Annotated in this window: 18 protein-coding genes; 9 read left to right on the forward strand and 9 right to left on the reverse strand. The window is 42.0% G+C overall.

The genetic code is table 11. The annotated features are described in order from the left end of the window. Positions 1-94 precede the first annotated feature (94 nt). Both R8N46_RS06705 and R8N46_RS06710 read right to left on the reverse strand, forming a co-directional pair. A complete protein-coding gene (locus R8N46_RS06705) occupies positions 95-1,708 on the reverse strand; it encodes a VRR-NUC domain-containing protein (protein ID WP_318098287.1) in 1,614 nt (537 codons plus the stop codon). Positions 1,709-1,775: 67 nt separating this feature from the next. Beyond that, entirely contained in the window at positions 1,776-3,008 is a 1,233-nt protein-coding gene (locus R8N46_RS06710; protein WP_017635352.1) for an OFA family MFS transporter, read from the reverse strand. 576 nt (positions 3,009-3,584) lie between these two features. Between R8N46_RS06710 and R8N46_RS06715 the strand changes: the two genes are divergently transcribed. Beyond that, positions 3,585-3,941 carry a hypothetical protein gene (locus R8N46_RS06715; RefSeq protein ID WP_005376535.1) on the forward strand — a complete coding sequence of 119 codons (357 nt, stop codon included), beginning with the start codon at positions 3,585-3,587 and terminating at the stop codon, positions 3,939-3,941. A 103-nt stretch (positions 3,942-4,044) separates the two neighbouring features. Here the strand turns inward: R8N46_RS06715 and dcuC are convergent, their stop codons facing one another. Both dcuC and R8N46_RS06725 read right to left on the reverse strand, forming a co-directional pair. Further along, positions 4,045-5,412 carry an anaerobic C4-dicarboxylate transporter DcuC gene (dcuC, locus tag R8N46_RS06720; RefSeq protein WP_005376528.1) on the reverse strand — a complete coding sequence of 456 codons (1,368 nt, stop codon included), beginning with the start codon at positions 5,410-5,412 and terminating at the stop codon, positions 4,045-4,047. Between the two features lie 359 nt (positions 5,413-5,771). Next, positions 5,772-6,896, reverse strand: coding sequence for an acyl-CoA desaturase (locus R8N46_RS06725; protein ID WP_115386608.1), 1,125 nt, complete (start codon positions 6,894-6,896; stop codon positions 5,772-5,774). A gap of 271 nt (positions 6,897-7,167) precedes the next feature. Here R8N46_RS06725 and R8N46_RS06730 point away from each other — a divergent pair, with 271 nt between their 5' ends. Continuing rightward, the gene (locus R8N46_RS06730) at positions 7,168-7,716 is read left to right on the forward strand and encodes a GNAT family N-acetyltransferase (RefSeq protein WP_005376525.1); all 549 of its coding nucleotides are present in this window, start codon (positions 7,168-7,170) and stop codon (positions 7,714-7,716) included. Between the two features lie 90 nt (positions 7,717-7,806). Here the strand turns inward: R8N46_RS06730 and R8N46_RS06735 are convergent, their stop codons facing one another. After that, a complete protein-coding gene (locus tag R8N46_RS06735) occupies positions 7,807-8,424 on the reverse strand; it encodes an HAD family hydrolase (RefSeq protein WP_025767847.1) in 618 nt (205 codons plus the stop codon). A gap of 363 nt (positions 8,425-8,787) precedes the next feature. Here R8N46_RS06735 and R8N46_RS06740 point away from each other — a divergent pair, with 363 nt between their 5' ends. Next, positions 8,788-10,833 carry a response regulator gene (locus R8N46_RS06740; protein ID WP_025767846.1) on the forward strand — a complete coding sequence of 682 codons (2,046 nt, stop codon included), beginning with the start codon at positions 8,788-8,790 and terminating at the stop codon, positions 10,831-10,833. Between the two features lie 103 nt (positions 10,834-10,936). On the opposite strand, the gene cqsA is transcribed toward R8N46_RS06740, so the two are convergent. Then, a complete protein-coding gene (gene cqsA / locus R8N46_RS06745; RefSeq protein WP_017635350.1) occupies positions 10,937-12,118 on the reverse strand; it encodes an alpha-hydroxyketone-type quorum-sensing autoinducer synthase in 1,182 nt (393 codons plus the stop codon). Positions 12,119-12,455: 337 nt separating this feature from the next. Further along, positions 12,456-13,400, reverse strand: a complete 945-nt coding sequence (gene ylqF, locus R8N46_RS06750) for a ribosome biogenesis GTPase YlqF (protein WP_005376521.1) — start codon at positions 13,398-13,400, stop codon at positions 12,456-12,458. 447 nt (positions 13,401-13,847) lie between these two features. Between ylqF and R8N46_RS06755 the strand changes: the two genes are divergently transcribed. The 5 genes from R8N46_RS06755 to R8N46_RS06775 all read left to right on the forward strand — a co-directional run bounded on the left by R8N46_RS06755 (position 13,848) and on the right by R8N46_RS06775 (position 21,677). Next, positions 13,848-17,513, forward strand: coding sequence for an ATP-binding protein (locus R8N46_RS06755; RefSeq protein ID WP_318098283.1), 3,666 nt, complete (start codon positions 13,848-13,850; stop codon positions 17,511-17,513). Continuing rightward, positions 17,497-18,663: an EAL domain-containing protein gene (locus tag R8N46_RS06760; protein WP_017821555.1), complete on the forward strand. Its 1,167-nt coding sequence runs from the start codon at positions 17,497-17,499 to the stop codon at positions 18,661-18,663. Before R8N46_RS06755 ends, R8N46_RS06760 begins: the two co-directional genes overlap by 17 nt. Next, the gene (locus tag R8N46_RS06765; RefSeq protein WP_053349160.1) at positions 18,656-19,252 is read left to right on the forward strand and encodes a response regulator transcription factor; all 597 of its coding nucleotides are present in this window, start codon (positions 18,656-18,658) and stop codon (positions 19,250-19,252) included. The genes R8N46_RS06760 and R8N46_RS06765 overlap by 8 nt, the downstream gene beginning before the upstream one ends. Before the next feature lie 9 nt (positions 19,253-19,261). Further along, positions 19,262-20,632: a GGDEF domain-containing protein gene (locus tag R8N46_RS06770; RefSeq protein ID WP_053349159.1), complete on the forward strand. Its 1,371-nt coding sequence runs from the start codon at positions 19,262-19,264 to the stop codon at positions 20,630-20,632. Positions 20,633-20,789: 157 nt separating this feature from the next. Continuing rightward, on the forward strand, positions 20,790-21,677 hold the full coding sequence (locus R8N46_RS06775) for a LysR family transcriptional regulator (protein ID WP_017635345.1): 888 nt from the start codon (positions 20,790-20,792) through the stop codon (positions 21,675-21,677). Here the strand turns inward: R8N46_RS06775 and R8N46_RS06780 are convergent. Continuing rightward, positions 21,674-22,282 (reverse strand): response regulator transcription factor, encoded by a 609-nt coding sequence (locus R8N46_RS06780; protein ID WP_213972209.1) that lies wholly within the window; start codon positions 22,280-22,282, stop codon positions 21,674-21,676. The genes R8N46_RS06775 and R8N46_RS06780 overlap by 4 nt on opposite strands. A gap of 682 nt (positions 22,283-22,964) precedes the next feature. Between R8N46_RS06780 and R8N46_RS06785 the strand changes: the two genes are divergently transcribed. Further along, positions 22,965-23,945, forward strand: coding sequence for a chemotaxis protein (locus tag R8N46_RS06785; protein ID WP_025998672.1), 981 nt, complete (start codon positions 22,965-22,967; stop codon positions 23,943-23,945). Positions 23,946-23,994: 49 nt separating this feature from the next. On the opposite strand, the gene R8N46_RS06790 is transcribed toward R8N46_RS06785, so the two are convergent. Beyond that, a complete protein-coding gene (locus R8N46_RS06790; RefSeq protein WP_154204316.1) occupies positions 23,995-24,531 on the reverse strand; it encodes a prepilin-type N-terminal cleavage/methylation domain-containing protein in 537 nt (178 codons plus the stop codon). Positions 24,532-24,800: the final 269 nt, after the last annotated feature.

Consider the following 24,800-nt stretch of genomic DNA (forward strand, 5'->3'; position numbering starts at 1 on the left):
GAAGAAACGAAAAAATGTTTAGAAAAAAGAGCAAGGGGCGATAACCGAGGGGCGGTTTGAGTGAACAAACACCAAGCTCTTTATATAGAGTAAGTTAAGTTGCTGCGACGTAACACACCGCAAACGAGACATTAAGGCGAGTAAACTCTTTGATCCAACGCCATTGGTTATCCTGGAGTTTATCGCCTGGCCCTTTTACTTCAATCCATTCGAACTCGTTTCCTTTAAAAGCAATCAGATCAGGCATCCCATTGCGGTAAAGCTTTAGGTCACTCAATTGTATTTTAAATAGCGCCATCAACATGTTAGTTGGGATTGTATCGAGTGCCATTTCGAGTAGCTCTTTACTTATTAAGCTCCAATGCACAAATGGATTGCTGATACCAAACTTCTCATCGTATCTAGTTAACAACGTATAAGTATTGCCCGTTTCCAACATATCAAACGTCGCATCTATCAAAGCTTGGCGTTTGGTAACAAAATCCGAGTGATATAAATCTAAAGGACGGTGTTGATAAGCGTTAATGAATGCCCCTTCAATAGGAGCAAAAATCGCATCCCAAAAAGTGAGACCAAGTAATGCATTAAGCAGTGCATTTTCGGCGTAAAATACATTCCAGCCTAAGGACTCAAAATACGCTTTGCTGGCGAGTTCGACTCTCTGTTGAGATAAATCCAGTTCAAGGCGGTATTCCGTACAGGTTGGCTTCGTCACTCTTGGCACTTTCTCGCCTTGTTTTCGTTTTAACCGTTGCTCAAGTTTTTGTGCAACTTCGAGCTCAGACACATCGATCGGTGAGTTAAGCATGTCTGTGACAATGTCACAAAATAAATCATCATGGTTTAATTTGTCATAGATACGTGCGCGTCGTTCTCGGCTCGGTGTGAGTTGAGTTTGGCCAAATAGATATAGGGCGGTCTCTAGATCATTAAGCCGTTCGTAATCACGTGCTATGTCATTCAACATGTGCTCGCGTTTACGATCTACGTAACGGTGTTTAACGGGCTGAGGCATTGCCTCAATTAATAAGTCGAGATTGGCTTTGTCTTTTCGGTCAAATTGCCAGTACAGGTTGGCCAACTGGCTCAGTTCAATTAAGCGGTCTATTTGCTCACGTGAATCAAAGAAACGGCGCACTTTACTCAATTGATATTGCTCGAACTGATGCAAACCTAAGTCATCAAGCACAAACTGACTTAAGTCTTGATGGGTGTTGGCAAAAAACAGAGTGAGTAACACGTCAATCATATGAGCAGAATTGAGTTTGACGATCGTAAACTCAAGCCGCTCTATACGATCAAATTCCGCATTACTCAAACGTTCGACAAGGGCGTCTTTCTTGAGTGATTTCGGCAGTTCGGGATAAAGCGTGGAGATTTCTGGCTTGGTCAGTAAATTAGCCGCTAACCCTTGATGAGAAAGGGGTGGGGAAAGGGCTACAAACTCATGTTGACTCAATTCTGCCAGTGCTTCATTGATAGAAGGTATTTCTGGATAACTCAGCTTATCACTTCGAAACCAACATCCCTTTCGGCTGTATAAACGTACCAAAAGGCACTGGGCGTGTTTGCTCAAAGAATCAAACGAGCAAAGCCATGCGTGTTCTTCCTTGGTCAGTAAATTGCTGTACCAAGTTACTGCGTGATGAGTCAGCTTAAAGAAGTTCTCTAGATAGTAGTCTGGTGCAAGTTCGATAGGGCTTTCCATAAACGACCGATAACAAAAAAGGCTTAACCCATAGGTTAAGCCTTTTTGCTATCAAATCAATTCGCAATTATGCGTTTTTTAGCTGTGCTACTTTCGCTTCAGACAATGGCTTAGTGATGAACGCAAGTACGATACATACTGCCATCATTGCTGAAGAAATTGTGTAAGCCAAGGTGTAGCCGTCGCCATTTGTCATCGAGAAACCAACAACCGCTGCGCCGATTGCACCACCGATACCCCATGCTGTGTAAAGCACGCCGTAGTTAGTGCCGTAGTTTTTCAGACCGTAGAACTCAGCCGTTAGAGTAGGGAATACCGCTAGAAGTGTACCGTAACCTACCGCTGCGATTGCTGTACCGATGATCAGTGTAAACTCAGAGTCGAACGTCGCGAACAGCACCATGTTTACGCCTTGTAGAACGAACGCAAGTAGAAGCGTACGAACACCGCCGATTTTATCTGCAAGCATACCCGCGGCAACACGACCGCCAGAGTTAAATACAGCAAGAATAGACGCTAGGTAAACCGCGTTTGGCAAGTTTGCTTGAACGCTTGCGATTGTCGTGATGTTACCGATGATCATTAGACCAACAGAAGCTGCAAACGCGTACATGATCCATAGAGAGTAGAACTGTGGCGTTTTCAACATTGCTTTCCAAGTTAAGTCATCTGACTTTTTCACCGCTTTAGGTGCTTGGCCTTCTTTTACTTTAGGCTCCGCAGGTGTGTAGTCTGCTGGTGGGTTGTTGATGGTTGCTGCAAGAGGAACCGCAATCGCTAGGATACCAACACCAAGAACCATAAAGCTAGTTTGAATGCCCATGCTGTCTATTAGCGCAGAAGTTACTGGCGCAAGGTAAATAGCCGCTAGACCAAAACCTGCCGCAATAATGCCGTTAACCATACCTTTCTTCGAAGCGTGGAACCACTTCATCGCAGAAGGTGATAGGCATGCGTAACCAAAACCGATACCTGCACCTGTGATCACACCGAAGGTAATGTTCAGCATGAGTGGAGTGTCAACAAAGCCTGACGCGATCATGCCCAGACCTGTAAGAACAGTACCTAGGATAAGGATCATTCGAGGGCCCATGCGGTCTTGAAGAATACCTGCAATAAGAAGACAGATAGAGAAAGTGATGGTTGCAGTTGCGTAAGGTGCAGAAGCTTCTGCAGCACTCCAGCCTGATTCAGTTACCAGTGCCTTGTTGAATACACTCCAAGCATACAGGATGCCAAGACAAAGGTTGATACAGAACCCTGCTAACAGGATGCGCATAGCTTTATCAATCTTGCTCATTTTTATTCTCAGTTTTTCCTCTTATTGGCAATGCCGCAAAGAAGGTTGGTTTAAAGATGTTTTTTCTCAAAATTAGTTTGCGTTTTTCAACGTTTAACGCAATGAGCGCGGATTATAACCAATAAATATGTGATTGGAATCTCTTTTTACGGTTACTGATAAAATAATTTGCAACATTAAAAGTGGATGTGAATTCATGGTTTTGTATGTAGTAAGAACGTTGTAAAAAAGTGATATTTTTTGTTCGCTAATAACGAATGATGAGTCAAGACAGAGAGGTTTTACGCTGTTGAGTGCACAGTTCACATTTCAAATAAAAAATTTCAAAATGTTTCCATGTTAACCATCTGTAACAAAAATGGCGGATTTATCATCTAACTGTCGTAAGTATCAGATGCAAAGGGTTTCTTAATTTTTAATTGTTAACCTTTTGTAATAATTGAAGCTGATTAGCTTTTATGTTCATTAAGTGAGCAAAAAAGTAACTTGTAATTGCTGATTTTAGGCGCAGAATATAGTGAAAAATGAGTTTTCATTTATGAAGGGATGCTTTTTAGATTTGTTGTGAGGTGACTTATGAAACTGTTCCTATTACTCATGGCTTCGGTATCCGCTGGTATCGCATCAGCAGACCACATCCATTCATTTATGTTGGGCTTATCTATTGCTTCTTTAGCGGTAGGTAGCTGTTATTTCTTCGCATTTCGCAGCTCGCGCTTTCCACAGCTTGCTTTATTCCTACTCATTTGCGGTATGCTTTCTAAGTTGACGATAACCGTAGTCGGTGTGATGTGGGGAATGTCCGCGGAATTAATCACGTCTCCAATCGTATTCGCACTTTCATATTTATTCTTTTCGCTTGCCGTTACCTACTTATGGTTTAGCTACAGAGAGAGCATCACTAAGATTCCTGACCGATTTAAGTCAGCGTAAATCAACACATTAGAATAAAAAAAACGCCAGCACATTTGCTGGCGTTTTTAATTAAACGTAATTTTGTTCGGATATTGCTTTTAGTTTGATCGTGGCAATACCGTTAGGCACTCATTGGAACAAGCACCATAGTACCAATAATCACCGTGATAAGGCCTGCTAGAACTGGAACGGATGTGCGTTTTACAACCTCAAACGGGCTGATGTTTGCCATACCTGATGTCGCAACGATTACGCCAGATACTGGTGAGATAGTACGGCCTAGGTTTGATGCTTGAAGCATCGGGATAATTAGGAAAGCAGGGTTTAATCCCATTTTCGCAGCCAAAGATGGTGCTAACTCCACGAACGCATAAAAAGGCGCGTTACCCGAACCCGTTGCAATTGCTGCTGCAACTGTCAATGCAGTTAGAATAAGCATTAAAGCAACGCCGCCTGCACCAGCATTATCTGCTAGATGAAGTAGGTTATCGATAGCTCCGATAGACATCAGACCTTGTGCAAAAACCCCTGCGGCAACCAAAAGCATCACAACGCCTTTGAACGCGTCAGCCATGCCTGCGTAACAAGAATCTAAATCTTCTAGTGATTTCTTACCATCGAACTTATTTACAACATAATGGATCAGAGCTCCAAGGAAAATCGAACCAACCACAATAGTGTAGATGTCTAGACTAAGTCCTGGAATGGTACGACCGTTGAATAGGAAAACGCCGATGATAGGTAGGAAAGGAAGAGCTGCATAAAACGCTGGTGCGTCAGCTTTGATCTCTGATACATCAATTTTTTCCATTGGTGTATTTTCTTTCTTATCTAAGTATTTGTTCCAGAAGAACGCTGCCGCTGCCATGACGATGATTGCGCAAATAGAAACAGGCAACACAGTTTGTACCGCAAACACATCAAGCTCTAAACCAGACTTTTCTGCTGCGATAACAACATCACCAGAAGTAGGAGAAAGGATGATTGCCGCTGGAGAGGCACACACTGCAACGGCTGCTGGACGAGAAATGCCCATCGCGACCATCATTGGGAATAATGTCGCCATTAATAGTACGCCAAGGCCTGTTGCAGAACTTACCGCAAGAGACATTAAACACGCCACAATGTAAGCCGCTACCAAAAGGACGTAAGGAGACTTGATGACAGAAAGCGGTTTAGAGAACTGTTTCACTACCACGTTGTTCGCGCCGATATGAGTCATGTATGACGCAAAACCACAAAGCAGCATGATTTGCATACCAAGACCGCCACCGCGGTATTGAAGCATGTATTTCACGTATTCAAGCGCATCTGTCACCATGTTACCAGTTGAGGTGATTTTTGACGGCAGCACGTCGTGCCCCAAAACGCCAGTCATAAGAAGTAAAGCAATACCAGCTGTCAGTAACACGCCCGCAGCTTTATAGCCTTTGACAATAAAGTAACCCACCGCAATGGTAACCACTAAGCCAATTAAGAGCTCTAACATAGGGATCTCCGAATGTTATGTAAAAAAGAAAGAAACTGTTTCAGTTTATGACAAGGAATTTACAGAATTCTTAGCTGTGGCACGAGACAAATATGGGGCTTGCATGATCTGAGACAAATAATAATTTAATAAATAATTTCGTTAGATTGTATTGTTGGAATTTGGTTTTCTAAGTGTTATGTGCTGGTTTGAAGCTATTTATAGGAAGGAAAATATGACTAGGAAAGTGAATGAATAATGAGTGAATTGATTCACAATAGGAAAAAGACTTTACTCAATAAGCAATTATTGGAAAACACTCTTCACAACAAAAAAGCTTCGCCGAAGCGAAGCTAAGTAATCGTAAGAATGAGGATAAACTATGCGTATCGACGAACCATAAGGTTCCAACTACGTTGCTGCCGTTCGAACTCTGCTTTAATTTGCTGGTACTTCATTTTCGTTACAGAACATTCGTATTTCTTTACCACACTGGCAGTTTTGGCACCGAGTACTTCTTTGCGCATCTCGTAGTATTCCTGCATGTGATGAACTAGAGTATCAAACTCGTGCTGCAGCTGATCGAGGATTGTTTGCGTGTTCGGTTTCGATTCTAGCTTTTCTCTTGCTTTCTTCAAAAGTTGACTCGCACGGGCTTTTTCAATTCTAAATGTAGGCGTTGTGCGCAACTTAGATGTGAGTCCTAGCCAAGAACATGACTTTATCAACCACTTCGTTGGGTCGTAATGCCACCAATACACGCCATTGCGATAGTCATTCTCGAAAATATGATGGAAATTATGGTAACCCTCTCCAAATGTGAAAAAGGCGAGTACACCATTATCGCGAGCAGTGTTTTTGTCTGTGAAAGTTTGCTTACCCCAAATATGTGCGAGGGAGTTAATGAAAAAAGTCGTATGGTGACTCATAAAGAGTCGAGCCGCACCAACGACCAATAACATCCCCCAGATATCACCGTAGATCAGTCCGAGCATGACTGGGAAACCAATATTAGTCAGTAGGGCAAGTGGAACATAATACTTATGCTGCCACATGACGATTTTGTCGCGCTTTAGGTCACGGCAGTTTGTATATTCGTTTTCCTTTGACTTATTGTAATCACGTAACATCCACCCAATGTGAGAATACCAAAAACCCCGCTTGGCTGAGTACGGATCTTTATCGTTATTGTCGACATGTTTGTGATGCACACGATGATCAGAAGACCAATGTAATGCACTATTTTGCAAAGAAAATGCTCCTCCAATCGCAAAAATGGCGCGCAAAATAGGATGAGCTTCGTACGTTTTGTGGCTCCAGAGACGATGATAGCCTGCTGTAATAGAAAGGTTAGTGAAACTAAATGCAATCACTCCCCAAATTAGATGTTCCCAACCTAGTCCAAAATGATATGCATACCAAGGCATTACAATAAAAGTCAGAACAAAACTGGCAGAAAATATTAATGTATTCAACCAGATAATAGGTGGTTTGTTTTGAGTCACAGGTGTATCCCTAACTTTGAGCTAACAACTGTTCGCTAGAATATCAGCGTACACATGTAAGTCAAATTAAAGTTAGACAAATGTGACTATTCCTTTGGGTGTAGATTAAGGAACTTGATGGGATATTTTGCTTTTAATTGAATAATGAGTAGTATTAAAAAATGAGCTCTGGCTTAAGGTGTATAAAATCTGCCAAGAAACAAGTGTTATAAAGGTGGAATATACCGAGACTCTATAAAGAAGCAAAAATGTAAGAAAATAGGAATACGTAATGGATTTACGATTAGCGGAATATAAGGACTACGAGCGCATTGCGCATCTTCATGCGGATAGCTGGAAGCGTCATTACCGTGGCATTCTTAGTGATAACTATCTTGAGAAAGAAGCGATTGACGACAAACTACTGATTTGGCAAACCCGTTTGACCAACCCACCATTCAATCAGCACATTGTCTTGGCGGAGGAGGGAGGTTTGCTACTTGGCTTTGTTTGTGTGTTCGGCAACCATGATTTCGAGCGTGGAACCTTTATTGACGCATTGCATGTTGATGACAGTTACCGTGGTCGTGGGATTGGTAAGCAGCTATTACTTGCTGTCGCCGAATGGCAACAGCAGTACTTTAAAGACACAGGTCTTTATTTAGAAGTTGTGTCGCAAAACATTTCTGCGATTGAATTCTATCGCCACATTGGTGGACAAGAGGATCAAGAGCGAACTTGGCGCGCACCTGATGGCAAAGAGGTGTTAGAAAAAGTATTCCGTTGGAAGAACGCCCAGTCATTAGTTAGTGGGATTGAGGAAAACGTGATTTACTCCTAACCTAGCGTTCTGAAACACTAGATAAGAGCAGTCTCAACACTGCTCTTTTTTGTTTATACACCCTAAAGTTATGTTTTTATTAAAAGCTTTCTAGAAGTTAACCCCCATAGCTTTTAGTTCGAGCTCACATTGCTGAGCATTTTCAAACTGAATAGCAGCCATGCCAACCGCTCGGGCACCTTCAACATTGTAAGGCATGTCATCAAGAAATACTGTCTCTTCGGGGTTAAGCTGATACTTTGAAAGTAGAGTTTGGTAGATCTCCGCTTGTGGTTTTAGTAATTGAACTTCAGAAGAGATGATTGCTCCATCAAACAGTGGCCAAAACTCATAAGTAGTACGAAGGTGTTCCACAATTTCGTTGATGTTGTCTGTGAGCGCATATACGCCATATCCGGCTCTTTTTACTCGTTTTAACAGCTCTATACTGCCGTAAAGTAATATTTGAGTGTGTTTTACATAATAAAAGAAGCGGCCCATTTCTTCCGTCGTTACTTGGTGTTCACGTTGATAACGCTGTTTTGCTTCCCTTTCGGAGATCGTCCCTTTATTTAAATCTTTCCAGATTTGTGATGAAAATAGCATCTGAGCCATTTTCTCTGACTCTACGGAACCACCAAATGTTAAGCGAACGATTTCTACTGGAGACCAGCGTACCAATACATTACCTACATCAAAAATGACATTTTTTATCTGGACAGAATTCATAACACATCCCAAGCCAATTGTTCTTCACCACGCTATATGCGGTGAGTACTGTTTTTGAATCGTTGGAAAGTCGTGCCAAAGGCGCGACTTAAGTTTCTTGCACAAAATGAGATTAACATCCAATTGGATACAGAGCGATTATCGCAAAATTGCACTAAACTATATGCAACTTTGTTTATTTGGTTGTAAATCAAGTGTAGCTGTCTTAAAAGATTGAAACTAAAGATAAGTATTGCGAGCTGTTTACGTCATTTCGCGCTGCTTATAAATGATGATTAATATATAATTAGTTAATAATAAAACGATAAAAGTGAATCAAAATCACACTATTGTGCGTCAGGCGGAGTAAGCAAAACAGATTATATGGACTCGATACGTAAGGTTTATCAATATGCAGAACCAAACCTAACTCTCGTTGGCTGGATGGGGTTTCTTGGCTTTCCGCTGTACTACTTTGTCTGGGAGTTTGCCTTTCCACAGGCTTATGAAAATTTACCTCTTAGATTGTTTTGCTCGTTATTGTTTTTCGGCATCATTTTTAGAAACCGCTTATCATCGACTTGGAGAGATTATGTTCCTATTTACTACCAAGTGACGATAACGCTGTGCTTACCGTTTTTCTTTTTTTATATGTTACTGATGAATGACTGGTCCAATGTATGGGTTATGTCGTTTATGTCTGCAATTTTCTTACACATTTTACTGGTTCATGTTACTAGGGTCATGTTTGCTCAAACCTTTGCTGGGATAGGTTTAGCAACATTCTTCGCTTGGGTTGCAAAAGGGTTCCATCTTGACTTGACCATGGATTGGACTCATGTGCCAATCTTTCTGTTTATTTATGTCTTCGGTAATTTGTTCTATTTTCGTAACCAAGTTGAACATGAAGCGAAAGTCTCGCTGGCAAAATCATTCGGGGCAGGGATTGCACATGAAATGCGTAACCCGTTGAGTGGGCTTTGCACTTCAATAGATGTTATCCAGTCGATCTTGCCCAACATGAAAGAGGCAGGAAAAGAGCAGTACGTCATGAGTGTAGAGGATGTCACCTTATTACGTGAAGTGAGTCAGGATGCAATGAACATTATCCAATCGGGTAATGAAACCATCGATTTATTGCTAACTTCGATTGATGAAAATCGAGTTTCTCGTTCTAGCTTCAAAAAATATTCAGTTCACTCGGTCGTTGAACGGGCAATTGAAAGCTTCAGTTATAAACGTGCCACTGATCGATTTGCCATATCGCTGGATGCGAGAAGTGAGTTTGAGTTTCTAGGTAGTGATACATTACTTAAATACGTTATGTATAACCTCTTCAAGAATGCCTTCCATCACCGTAAATCTGAAGATTTTCACATACATGTATCCATGATAAGTTCAGAACGCTTTAATCAAATTGTTGTAACCGATAATGGTGCTGGCATTGCTCCTGATGTTCTACGCAATATCTTTCAAGACTTTTACACCACTGGCAAATCAGGAAGTTATGGTTTGGGTCTACCGTTTTGTAAAAAAGTCATGCGTTCATTTGGGGGGAACATTGAGTGTCAATCTCAGTTAGGGGAGTGGTCTCAATTTACGTTAACTTTCCCACTAACGACATCTGATACCGTTACTGAAATCAAAAACGATCTGACTAAACTCAAAACCATTCTAACGGTGACTAGCCAAGATATCTTGGTGTCTAAAGTAACAGATATTAGCCGTTTTATGGGCTTTGACTCGACGATTTTAGATGCCAACCAAGTACTCAAAAAGAAAGAGTACGAGTTCGAATTCGATCTGATTTTTATCGATCTTGAGAGCTTAGATCCAAGAGCAAACCAATTGGATAGATTAGAATCTCTCTTGTCTTTCACTGAAGCACGCATAGTTTATCTTTTTGAGCATCATCCGACTCAGAGAGCACGTAAGGCTGCATATGAACCTATTTGGATCGAAACGCAAGCCTGGTTATTGAATACTAAACCAACTATTGAGCGTCTCTTATATGATTCAAGCTATGTATCAACACCAACGGCCTCGGTGACGTTAGATAATTCAAATAAGCGCACAATTATGGTCGTGGATGATAATGAATCTTTGCGTAAATTCACGGCAATGTTACTTGAAAAGCAAGGCTTTGAAGTGATTCAGAAAGAAGACGGGCAGCAGGCTCTGGATACACTAGAGCAAGAAGATGTTGATCTCATTCTGATGGATATCGAAATGCCAATTATGGATGGTGTAGAAGCGTCTAGGCGAATTCGAAGCTCGGATAAAAACTATGCGTCGGTACCTATTATTGCGCATACAGGGGATAGTTCACCTGTCACGTTGGACAAAATTGGGTCTTCGGGTATGTCTGACTTCATCGTAAAACCGGCGGATAAAAATCGTTTGTTCGATAAAATCGCAAACTGGATCTAATCATTCGCGACTTGTTTTCTTGAGGCGAGTTGCTCACAACGAATAACACGAATAAAGAGCTCAGCAAAACTGTTGAGCTCTTTAGTTTTATCTACACACTAACTTACACAAACTCTAAGTCAGGGTGTGCAAATGCTTGTTGGCAGACAGTGAGTACATGATCAACTTCAGCAGCTGTCATGTCTGCATTGACTGAAAAACGGATGATGTTTTTGTTCCTTCCAGTTGCAGGGCGGCAAAACACTGCGCCGTAAACATTTCGCTCTTCGAGAAAGTCGCGGACTCGCTCAGTGTTTCTCTCGTTACCACATTCTAATGCGATAATTTGTGATTCACTGCGAATAGTAAATCCAATGCGTTTTAAACCAACGGCTAAAGACTTGGCTCTTTCAAACAGAATATCTCGCTTATCATCTGATTTTCTTATGACGTCCAGTGTTTTCTCTAGCCGAATGATCTCTTGCGGTAATACGGTAGAACTAAATATTGCAGGGTACGCCACAAATGGAAGCGTCTTCGCCAGTTTTTCTGGGCCTAAAATCGCGCCAGCACGATAAGCAAATGTCTTGGCAAGACTAACGGTAATAAAATCTACCTTATGAGTTAAGCCAAGACCCTGCAGTATCCCCGCACCTTGTGGACCGTGTGTACCTAAAGAGTGTGATTCATCTACAACCAGGCCGCAGTCAAACTCCTGTGCTATTTCGTAGATATCACGTAGAGGAGCGATGGTCCCGATAGTGCTGTAAACCGAATCCACAACAATGATCCCTGAACCGTGACGTGAAATCTGTTTTCTTAGGTGACTGGTGTTGTTATGCATGAACGGATGAATTTGTGCTCCGGCAATACGTGCGCCTTCCCACAAAGACATATGTGCAAAGAAATCAATGTACACAGGTATGTTCGGTGCACAAATAGTCTGCAATAAACCGACATTCGCAGCCCAACCAGATTGAGAAAGTAGACAACTAGGCATACCAACGAAACTGGCTAGTTGCGTTTCAAATACAGGTTTCGATTCATCGTCTTGTAAGAAAATCGCGGACATCACGACGTTGTCATCGTGCTGGGAAATCGCATCACGATGCGCGTTTTGAATCTCCTTATTATGAGACAGTGCAAGGTAATCATTGCTTTGCAGGACAACGGCATTACACGGTGGGCGTTTACCAAGAACAAGGTGTTTTTTGTTCTCATTCGGTTCGATTAGATCTTGAATATAAAAATCTAGGCGTTCCTCGATAAAGGAGGGAAGTGGTTTGCTTTGTATAGTTTCACTCATAATAAATCTCTTCTTCATATGGAAAAACGCCAGCGCTGACACTTATTCATATTGCGGATTTTGGGGAGAGTGTCACTAACCAGGTTGCATAAGTTTGCAGACCCTTGCAAACTCGACATTTGAGGGTTGGATGGTGGCTGTAACTCTATAGGGGCCCGGGGTCTAAACTAGTTTGTGCTTAAAGTTTATACGGCGATTTTGCGGTGTTTTTTCGTGCTTCATATCTGGGATTTTGGATGAGGAATATAAAGTTTGAAAAGTGAAAAAAATGGGCGCATTAGATAACAAAAAAGGCGCGAAAATCGCGCCTTGAAACATGAGTAGATAAGAGACAAGCTTATCGCTTATTACGTAAATAGCGCTTACGACGCTCTTCTTTACGCTTCGCTTTTTCTTCTTCTTTACGGGCGGTCTCAATCTCGACTTCAATCAGCTCTTGAGTGATCATTTCTGGGCGTTCTAATGTAATTTGGCCCAAAGTGCCTTGACGAAGTTCGTGCAATAAGATCTCTGATACTTTGTGCAAGTCAACACGTCCACCTGCACGTAGTGCACCGCGGCGACGACCAATTTCTTCCATGATCTCGATATCTGATTCTGGAAGCTCTTCAATTTGATAACGCTCTTTAAGCTTGTCTGCATAATGAGCTGCTAGGTATTCAATGGTATAGAATGCGACTTCGTCATATTCCATCGCTGTATCTTTTACCGCGCCGGTAGCCGCAAGGCGGAAGCCACTGTGTGGATTTTCCACTTTTGGCCATAAAATTCCTGGAGTATCAGATAATACGATGCCATTTTGCAGGTTGATACGTTGTTGACGACGTGTAACCGCGGGTTGGTTACCTGTTACAGCGATTGTTCGACCTGCGAGGGTGTTAATGATCGTCGACTTTCCAACGTTTGGGATGCCCATGATCATGGTGCGAATGTTTTTACCAATTTCTTCTCGGTGTGGGGCAAGTTTGCGACAAAGCTCCATGATTCGATGCACTTCTTGTGGTTCAGAAGTCGTGATCGCCATTGCTTTTACATGTTGCTCTTGCTCCAAGTGCTCAATCCACAGTTGAGTTAACTCTGGATCGGCCAAATCACGTTTGTTCAAAACTTTAACGACAGGTTTGTCACCACGGATTTGAGAAATCAAAGGGTTTTCACTACTGAAAGGAATACGAGCATCCAGTACTTCGATGATCACATCCACTTGAGGGATTGCTTCTTCGATCTCTTTACGTGCTTTGTGCATGTGGCCAGGAAACCACTGGATTGAGTTATTAACCATTTGAATTTAATACCTTAATTTTTCTAATGCTCCAGCGGTTGTAAAAGTAGCAATGTGAATCTTGAGTAATACAATACTAGAACGCATTTTCTAAAACTGTGTTTACTTCAAGCTGCTCGAAACCGCGGAGTTGAGCTTTCTTTCATGTTAATGCGTCAGTTTATCATGGAATGATGATGAATCATTCAAGATGAAAGTAAAAAGCTATGGCGTGCAAACCTAAGCGCACACATCTCTTATATATACCGACTCGCAGTGAATATCCGTCTGGGTGAGAGACCGAACGCAAACGCTGTGTAGTCAAAGGTGGATTGTGTTGTCAGATTGTTCTGACGAATTTTGGTTTTCTGCTTTTATATCAAAGTGTTATTTTTATTTCGCTGTTGAGCGAAGTTTGACTTTTATCTGACAAAAACTAGTCTGAGCTTCCATTCAGAGGAAGCAGTCATGCTCAGTATTCTTAGAAGTATTACGGTATCGTCCGTCGCCTTAATTTTTTTAGCGAGTTCTTTTTGCTCAACTGCCAAACAGAGTCCTAAACCGAAGGTCATCGTTGGTGTTATTGCGCAAGACGAAGCTAAAGACTCGTTTGACGGTAGCGTTGGTCCTTCGTACGGAATTAGTCTTGAGTATTTGTCTAACATTACTAAAGCTCTGGATTATGAGTTAGAACTTCGGACTTACAAGCATATTCCGTCTTTACTTGCGGATGTCGAAAGCAAGAGGATTGATGGTGCGGTTGGATTTAGTAAAACAGCAGCAAGAGAAAAGCGTTTCTTGTTTTCGATGCCTTTTTTTTCGAGCACTATCGCTGTTTGGTATCGGAATGCCACTTACCGAGATAGTGATGCGCGTGATCTTAAATGGGTGTGTGTTGAGGGCAGTGTATATTGTGACAACCTCACTGAACGCGGTATCGATAAGATACATTACGTTAAAACACGTTTAGAGGCGTTTAATGAAGTTAAGCGAGGTAAAGCGAACGCGCTGATTTACACTTATGTTGGTATTACCCAATATTTGGATTTGAATGACATTGTAAAAGGGGTTGTCGATATTCCCAGTTGGTTGAAAAACGAAGAGGTGAGTTTTATCGCTTCGTTGGACAAACAAAGTCTGATCGATGACATCAACAAAATCCTTCAGTGGGAGCAAAATGGAAAAAACATTCGCTCCGTCGCCTCGAAAAATCCTTACCATATCAGTGATAAGTTATTGGTAGATTACCGACGTAATCATCAAAACAAACTAGTGATAACTTACAGCAGCAGTGACGAAGCTTATCCGTTTCTCTACCGAGATTCGCAAACGGGCGAGTTAGATGGTTTCTTTCCAGACTTCATCGACTTATTGCAGTCTCGTACTGGCTTGAGCTTTAAGTATGTGAAGCCGACGTCGAGCCTTTCCAATGGATTAACGGCATTTGATGCTGATATAGTCCCCGTTTCTTATGTGGGTGATCTACCTAAGTCAGATTGGTTGTTCACTAAACCATTCATGCACAGTAATTACGTGGCTATCCAAGCGGAGCAGAGCAAGCGCGATAAATCTGCATTGAAAGAAGCGGGTATTCTGCTCACTTTGAAAAAGCAAGGGTTAGTTCATTTGGGCACTTGGCAGCGAGGCCAAGTTGATCATTATGATGATTTGAAAAAGCTGCTTACCGATTTGAAATCGGGCGTTTTGGATGTGGCTTACATTCCTGACGACATCGTTCACAACATGATTGCACAAGATCAAGTCGATGGCTTGGTGATCAATGCGGAGGACGTTTTGACGTTCTCTAATGCATTTGCGGTTGCAAACCACAATACACAACTGCAACACATGTTGAACAGCATCATCGAAACCATTGATTCTAACGAGATCGAAAAACTGCTGCGTTCTCACCGAAGCTTCAAACTGACTTATGGCTATGACGCGGAGCAGATCGCTACATTTGTTGTTGCTGGTTCATTCATATTCTGTCTCATGTTAATTGCGACGTATTTCATCTTATCTCACATGCGACTTAAAGTGAGGTTAGCCGAATTTAATGCTGACAATGAGGAAGCGGAAAAGCAATGGCTGATGGACATCATCAAAGAGATCAATAGCTTGGTTTTTATCCATAGTGAAAATAACCATATGGAGATGAGCAATTGTGCCAACTACAACAGTAAACAGTGCCAACAATGTAAGTTGAAAAGTGATTCTGCGCACGCTCCTCTGGTGAATAATTTTGATGAACTAACCACTGTTATTGCTGGAAAGCGTATTTCAGAAGAGGTTGCCTCGTCGGGCTGTGAACTTGATATTAAACATGTATATCGAGAACGCAAAGTCATCGCTTCTCCTAGCGGTAAGAACAAGTTTGTACTGACTGTTATTCAAGATATTACCCAGCAAAAAGAACGTGAGCAGGCGTTAATCGATGCGCAAAAAGAAGCGCAAACCGCGGTACGTGCGCGCGAAAACTTTTTGGCAACCATGAGTCACGAATTAAGAACGCCATTGTCGGCAGCACACGGCATCCTCGATTTGCTAAATCGCCAAGTGATGGCAGATTCAAATCGCGAGTTAATTGCCCAAGCCATACGCTCGCTCAATCATTTGAATACGCTAGTAGACGAAGTACTGGATTATTCAAAGTTAGAGGCAGTGCACTTAACCGTCGCCCCAGTTAAGACCGACTTGCTTAAAACCTTGTGCGATGTGTTTCGAAGCTTTGAACCACGAGCGCTTGCGAAAGGTTTGGATTACAAAGTGACAATCAAACCATTTTCGAATGCTTTCATTGAAATCGACGCGCTGCGATTGGTGCAAATTACCACCAATCTGCTCTCCAATGCGGTGAAATTCACTGCCGAAGGAGAGGTTGGAATCAGTGTCATTCTTCATGAAAAGCAGCTTATTTTGAAAGTGGCGGATTCAGGTATCGGCATGACGGATGACCAACTCGAAGGCATTCTCAATCCTTTTGTTCAAGCGGATGACACTATTACGCGTAAATATGGCGGTACTGGATTGGGGCTAAGCATTGTTGACCGATTGATCGACTGCATGGGCGGCGTGCTCTGCATCGATTCACAATTTGGCTTGGGCACGACGATTACTGTCAGACTGCCAATTGAGCATTGCGACTCTGAGCCAGACGTTTGTTTGAACTGGACGTATAGCGAGAGCTTACCACTTAATATTCGCCAGTGGTGTGACGCGTGGAAAATGCGTCCAGCGACGTTAAAAACAATGGTGGCGAACCTTCACCCTATACACGACAGCGATGCCAGTTTTAATGGCCTAATGCTGCGTGACGAACAAAGGGTACTTGGCAGTCTTACGCTAAGAGAGATTCAATATCCAGATACATTGTTCAATTTGCTCAGCCAAACGCAGCAAGAAACCAAGCTTAGTGACGTAAATCAAGAAGTGGTTTCTTGGGTTCTCGGCACGGTACTGGTCGCAGAAGATAATCCCATTAACCAAAGTGTGATAGCAATGCAGCTTCATGAACTTGGAATCGAACCTGTCATTGTGAATAACGGCCGCGAAGCATGGGAATACATCAACCAAGATGAAAACGTTGTGTTGCTGCTGACCGATTTTCATATGCCAGAAATGGATGGCTATGAGCTTGTTAGGCACGTGAAAAACTCCGAATTTAAAGCAATTCCAATCATCGGTGTGACAGCAGAAGATGCTCGTCTTGCCATTGAGCGCACACAGGATATCGGCATTGATGATGTGCTCTACAAGCCCTATGACCTTAATCAATTAAAAACCGTTTTGATTCCATTTATTGGCGAAAAAGAGAGGGGTAGGCTGCCCGGCTGGATTAAACGGTTCAAAGCACAGGACGCAAAAGAGATTGCGCGCGTGTTTAGTCAATCAATGTCTACAGATATAAAAAACTTAAACGCCGCATCGACTGAGCGAGACAAAAAACGGGTCATTCATGGCATCAAAGGAGCGGTTGGGGCGATAGGGGTAAGCATGCTGACTGAGCTTTGCATTGAGGCAGAACGAGTTACTGCTGCGGAGTTTGACAGGCGAACAGCGGAGCTAATTTTACGAATCGAGCAGGAGATCGAAAACATAAACTATTGGGTAGAGACAAATGAATACACAATTTAATGTGATGGTGATTGATGACCATCCGCTACAAACCACAATACTTACGCAAATATTGGATCGCTATTGCGCGCAAGTCATCCCTTTTAACTGTGTGGATGCCGCTATTCAGAGTGTGCAGGAACAACATTTTGACGTAATTTTTTGTGATATCCAAATGCCCGGAAAAGACGGCATCGATATGATGGAAATGCTCGATAAAGTCCAGTACCAGGGGCAAGTTGTACTGGTCAGTGCAATGGAATTGACCATTATTTCTGCGGTAAGAGCCATGTGCGAGGGATTTAGCTTTGAAGTATTAGGGAAGCTGCCTAAGCCATACGATGAAAATGAAGTCGTTGATTTGTTGGGTAAAATAAAAGATGAAAAAGCGAAACAAGTCAGCTTTGCTCAACCTATTGAAGTGGAAGATCAAGAATTCCTGTTTGCTCTGGCTGAAGGGCGAGTGAAAAATTATTACCAGCCTTTAGTCGATGTGCAAAGTGGGGAAGTGCTTGGGTATGAAGCGCTCGCGCGTTGGAATCATCCTATTTATGGTGTGTTACCCCCTCATTATTTTTTGCCAATTGTAGAGCGTTGCCGCCTTTCTGGAGAGTTGTTTCAAGCTGTATTGAGTAATGTTATCTATGACATGAAACACCGCGGATTGACGCAAAACGTATCCATCAATGTAGACCATGAAAACTTAGAAGATACGGCGTTCTCTCATTACTTTTTACAGCAATGTTTAGAGAGCGAAATTGACCCATCACAAATCACCATTGAAATTACAGAGCGAGATACATTTCAGACTAGCGCGTCCCTGTACAAGAATTTACTCAAGTTGAGGATGAACGGTGTCACTGTCTCAATAGATGATTTTGGCACGGGGTCATCGACGTTTGAAAAACTGGCTCAACTGCCATTCAACGAGTTAAAAATCGATCGTTCGTTTGTACAAGGTGTCGAATGCGACATCAAAAAACGCAACATCGTTGTTGCTATTTGCGCGTTAGCGAAAAGTTTGAATATACGACTGGTCGCGGAAGGTATTGAAGACGAAGTCACACTGCAAGCGATACGTGAGTATGGGATTGATCTTTGCCAAGGCTTCTACATTGATAAACCCATGCCACTAGAAGCCATAACCATACTAAATGAAAGATATGAATAAATTGAATTACTTGATCTTTGACGATCATCCTCTCGTTTGTGTTGCAATCAAGTCATTGTTGGAAGAGTTAGGGAAAACAAATGGGGTATTTACTGCAACATCAGCGAAGATGGCATTACAAATATTGAAAAAGGAAGAAATTCAACTGTTGATCTTAGATGTGAACTTGGCAGATTGCGATGGGTTTGATTTCTACAAACGTATCAAATCCCATGGTTATGAAGGCAAAGTCATTTTCTTCTCCGCTGAAACTAGCCAAATGTACAGCCAAATGGCTTTTCGTTCTGGCGCTGATGGCTATGTGTGTAAATCGGAAAATCACGACATTCTTAAAGACGCGATAGAAGCGGTAGAGAAGGGGTATACCTTCTTCAAATTTAAGCAAGTTGTTAACAGCGTTCGAGAAATCCCACAACTTTCAAGCAGAGAAAGTGCAGTAATGAAGTATTTATTACAAGGAAAGTCCAATAGAGAAATCGCTTCAGTGCTATCAATAAGTGATAAAACAGTCAGCACATACAAACGCCGTCTATTGGATAAATTTAACGTAAAGAACATTGTTGAGCTAACAAGAGTGGCGGGGGCGTAAGACCGCATCATGACACTTAAAAGTATCGCGTTGTCTCTTTTCATCGCAACATTACTATTCGTCACTTCTGTCACAATGATTGGTGCGGTGTTAATTTCTTATGAAGTAAAGCAGTTCAACACTTACGCGAATAATTTAGCCAAAATAAAACAAAAAGTAATTCTCATGGGGCTATTGACGGAAGCGCAGCTCGAGCAATACAAAGGCATGAGCGTGAGTGAAGTAGAAGCGCAAACAGAGCTGAGCTTTCAAGATGCGATTTACTCCCTGTCACCTTATGAAAAACTCAATTACGTTGAATCTGTTGCACGGAAATCGCTTCATCAGGCTGAAGCGTATTTATCAAATGCGTTCAATCGACAAAATGCCGTTATGTATTTTCGTTCTTATACTGGAAACAAACTCATCTTAGAGAGACCGATTGAAGCGTTAGAGGGAGTGAAAGCCACATTTGATGTTGATTGGTGTAAAAGTAATTATTCTTGTGTGTTAGCTGCGTGGAAAGAGCAACTGACGGACCGGGTATTGTTTTCCCTACCATTTAAAACGACATACTCCGATGACATGGCGATAAGCATCATGAGTCCGGTTTACTTTCAAGGTGAGTTAGTGGGAGAGTTTTCGGAACAATTGTACCTCTCGCCGCTTTATAATGATGGGAAAGCGGTGGATGTTCAAATAGCGAATGGGAACAAGCAAATGGTGATTTACTTCGCTGGCTACCCCTTTCCATCATTCGCGTACACCCAATCATATGTCGCAGACAACAACAATCTCATTGTTTACATGTACCCATTCAGTAAAATTGTACTGGATTATGTGTTCTTGTTTATCATCTTCTTTTTCGTAACTTTAGCGTATTACAACAAAGCTTATGAATCTAAAGAGAGCAAACTTCGCCTCGCGAAAGCACTGACGAACGTGACGAAAGATGATTTAACGGGATTGTTTAACCGCAGAGTCTTTCAAGATAGCGAATTCAAACGTCGTTTGGAAACCGCGCCATATTCCGTCATTGCAATAGATGGCGATAGGATCAAGCGAATCAATGACCATTACGGTCACCATGTAGGGGACGAAGTTATTGGGATTATTGCTGATGCTATGTCTAAAGTGTTTCGAAATAGTGATTATCTAGTTCGAACTGGTGGTGATGAGTTTGTTGCGATTCTGCCAGGTTGCAGTATCAGCCAATCTTCAATATTGGCGAAGAAGCTTCGTAGTGTCGTTAAAGATAACCGACTAAAGACCTTGGATATCGAAGTTAGTGTGAGTACTGGTATCGCGGCGAATGAGTTACACGAAACGCTTCAGGACGTTATTGTACGTGCAGATGAAGATCTCTATGAGATGAAAAAACACAGACAAAAGTCCCATTAAGCAGGTCTGGTATTGACTAAATGCAAAGTTACGGAACATAACCATGACATAACTGTTTGATTAATTTGACCAAACAGAATGAGTGGTCTTTTATATTAGAGCAGTCAACAAATAGTGATTGCTCTATTTATTCTCGACCTTACATCTGGTGTCGCACGTGAACAAAGATCTCGACTTAAACTTACTTAAAATACTTGTCTTACTGGATAAGCACCGTCAGCTCAAGCCCGTTGCGAAAGCGATGGGGAAGAGCGAAGCGTCAATTAGCAAATACCTTGCCCGATTGCGACTCCAGCTAAACGATGAATTGTTTATTCGGCATCCTCACCACATGGAACCGACGGACTATTTAAAACGTCAATTACCTAAAATTTCCGATGCACTCGAGAAGCTTGAAACTTGTCTAATTAGAGATGAGTTTGAACCGGAAAATTACGAAAAAGACATCACCATTTGTTTGCCGCAAACCGCTCAATACTCATTTGGGCATTTACTTGCAATGGATTTAATGGCGCTGTTTCCCAAGGCGCACATTTCGATAGCAACGATTACAGAGTATACGATAGAAGAGATAATCCTAGGCAAAGTGGATGCGCAGTTACATTACTTCAACGAGGATGTTCCGAAATCTGTTTATCAGAAGTTCATCGGCTATGCGCCTGCTGTGGTAGTTGTCCCTGAAGAGCTGGGAATTACCACCCTGGAAGAAGCGGCCAAACTTCCCTTTATCATGTTAGAGATTATCGGTTGGAAAGAGAAAGAGCAGCTCGTTAAGCGTGCAATGGAAAGCCACGGTATGGTCATCAACCGTATTGCGGCTCTAGACAACGTAAGCAGCGTATTGAAGCTAATTAAGCAAAAAAGCGCCGCAACCGTATTACTTGAATATCAGGCGCCAATTGATGGATATAAATTTATAAGAGTGCCAGAGCATTTTTACCCAGATGGCTGGCCAAAAGTGGTTGTACAGGTGAAGCAAAGCTTAAGACATGATGCAATGCACCAGTTGTTAATCGGTGCTATTGCAAAATACATGAGCGCTTAGCGGCAAAACTCAATGTTTTCTGACTGAGGAATAGTATGCAGAAGTTCAATCAACGTGTCCGCATGGTACTTTTTCAGAATACGCGTTTTGTAGGTGCTGATTGTTTTAGCGCTGAGTGAAAGTTGTTCAGAAATCTTCTTATTTGAGTAGCCTTGTACAAGATAATGGAACACCATGGCTTCGCGATTTGAAAGTGTTACGTTACCCGACGATGGTGTGTGAGTCGACTTAAACATTGAGTAACCGCGTGAAACACTCACAATTGCGTCGATAATGGTCTCTCTTGTTTCATGTTTGCTTAAGAAGCCGTTGGCGCCCATTTCGTACGCTGCTTTAGAAAGACTCGAGTAGTCGCGTGAAGAAACAAATAACAGTCGGCCACGATATCCCGTCGCTAAAATGTTTTTGGCTAAACGCATACCATCGCGGTCGCCAAGCACTACATCTAAAATAATCAAATCAATTTTATTACTGCGAACAAGCTCCATAATCTCCGCACTGTCAGTAGTTTGAATTACTTCAGCTGCATTGATTGCATGTTCAACAAGAGAAGCAAGTGCCTCGCTATACAATGGTTGAGCGTCAATAATAAGAACATTACTCAAAGTGAACCTCACCTAATACTTCAACTAGTGTGCCGTCAGGCGACAGCGCAATTGGATGAGTAGGATTGTAGGAAAAACCTTGCTAAGAGGAAGGAAAATGACTCTTTCAAAAAATGAAAATCAGTGTCTTGATTATGGGAATAGCGATGTCAGGTATTGAAATACCTAGTGATAGGATGATTGCTTAAAACTTACGCTGACAGAAAACTAACAAACTGAAAGTGTTCTTTCAGTGTTCTATGCCTTCAGATTTTCTTGCGATGCCTCTAGCGCTTCGATTTAAACCCGTGTTCACAAGCGCAGTTTTATACCATGCCACTTGAAGAGAGCTTGTTCTACACCAGGCATGAGCACGCTAGCCAACTTTGCACTGATATCTGTTGGATAGGTTTGGCTATTGACGCTGAACATCACTTCAAATTATTTCTAAACTTTTCATTGACTCGGCCGCTAAAAGTGGAGGTGTTAATTCGCACTTTGGCCACTCATAATTTCGTGTTCAAAAATGAGACAATTTTACATGGTTTGGTATGGAAATGTGCGTTAGCCGTCCTTTTGATGGTTTACAAATTTTGTTGTAACGACTAAAAAGGACTTTTGGATTTTTAGCCAGAGAATGGCTTCTCATGGCGTTTGCATCAAACTTTTTCTGATGCGTATTTTTGGTTGGATAATTGGCTTTATGAGTAACGTAACCAGCACCATTTTGACAGAAAGTGGTACCAATGAGCTTGAAATCATCGAGTTTCATTTAGAAAAAACATTGCCAGATGGCAGCACAAAAACTTGTTATTACGGCATTAACGTTGCGAAAGTACGAGAAGTGATTCGCGTGCCAGAAACAACCGATTATCCAAACGCACAACCTCATATGATTGGTGTGTTCTCATCCAGAGATGTACTGACGCCTTTAGTGGATTTAGCTGGTTGGTTAGGTGTACCAACACGACAAGATCTGGAGCGCAAGTTTGTAATCGTTACGGATTTCAACAAAATGACCAACGGCTTCTTAATTGACAGCATTTCGCGTATTCATCGCATCTCTTGGAATGATGTGGAATCACCAAGTCAGTTTTTGGAAGCGGGCGAACAAGATTGTGTAGTAGCCGTTGTCCGTAAAGAAGGCAACCTGATCATGATTCTCGACTTTGAAAAAATCATCGCAGACATCAACCCAGAATTGAGTATGGAAAAATACGATGTGAAAGGGGACAAGTCGGTGGATCTCAACCAGAGAATGGTCGGTAAGCGTAATGCTAAAACGATCATGGTGGTGGATGACTCAGCATTTATTCGCTCTTTGATCCAAGATACATTAGCTTCTTCAGGCTACAATGTGATCACATGTAAAGACGGTGGTGAGGCGCATGAGAAGTTGATGAGCTTGATCGAGGTTGCGAAAGAAGAAAACTTGCCAGTTAAAGAGCTATTAGATGCGGTGGTTACGGACGTAGAAATGCCTCGAATGGATGGTATGCACTTAGTGAAGAGACTACGAGATACCGAAGCGTTTCATGAAATGCCGATCATTATGTTCTCGTCATTGATGAGTGAGGATAACCGAGCGAAAGCACTATCTCTTGGCGCAAATGATACGATTACCAAGCCAGAGATTGGCCGCATGGTGAATATGATGGATAAATACGTGTTTAACTTTGCGTAAAAAACCGATCAGATGAAACAAATAAGGCTGCCGATTGGCAGCCTTATTTTTATTGAGGGCAGGGAAGAATATCTAAGGTGTAACTCTCGTTTGGAGTCTGCGGTGGCCCATATAAAATTCCGCATTGAGTTAGGCTACTATTTTTATCATCTCTTGCTGAAATGACGACTTTAATGTTGTTAGTCTGAACAATTTTCCAGTCACTATCACCATGCTGATTCTCAAGTTCCGAGACTAATAGAGCTAAGCTTGTTTCATCTGCATCTGGGTAACCGTACCTAAATGTACAGTTAAGAGAGCCATTTAACTCACAGCTTGAGAAAGGCAGACTTTCTGGGCCCTTACCTGAACCTGCGTCGGTGTGTTTATTTGATATATATGGATAATGTTCCAACCCTGCAATCGCCATTTTCCCATAACCCACGCCTAATGCTGACGCAATAGCGCCTTTCATTCCTTCCAAACGTGCTTCACGTGCATCACTTTGAAGGTTTAAAAAGCGTGGCGCGGCAGTGACAGCAAGAATACCGAGCACGACAATAACTACGACTAACTCTATTAGAGTAAATCCCGTTTGTTTTTTCATATTATTTTCACAGCAAGTTAAAGGTAGAAAAACACTGACCGTACACTTGTCTATTGTGTAAATAAGTACGGTAATGATAAATCGATTAATAGTATAAAGAGGTGAGTTGTAAAGTGCTATACCGACGCCGCACTAATTGACTGAATCCATTAAATGCTACGGAGAATTCACGGGTCTAATTCGGCTAGATTTTAAGAGGTCATTAATTCCGCTGAAGAAATGCTGCGTGAACAGGCGAGCATGAATCCTCTTCGATGTAAGCAAACATG

This window comes from Vibrio sp. 1874, from assembly GCF_033344395.1.
Classification (GTDB): Bacteria; Pseudomonadota; Gammaproteobacteria; order Enterobacterales; family Vibrionaceae; genus Vibrio; species Vibrio alginolyticus.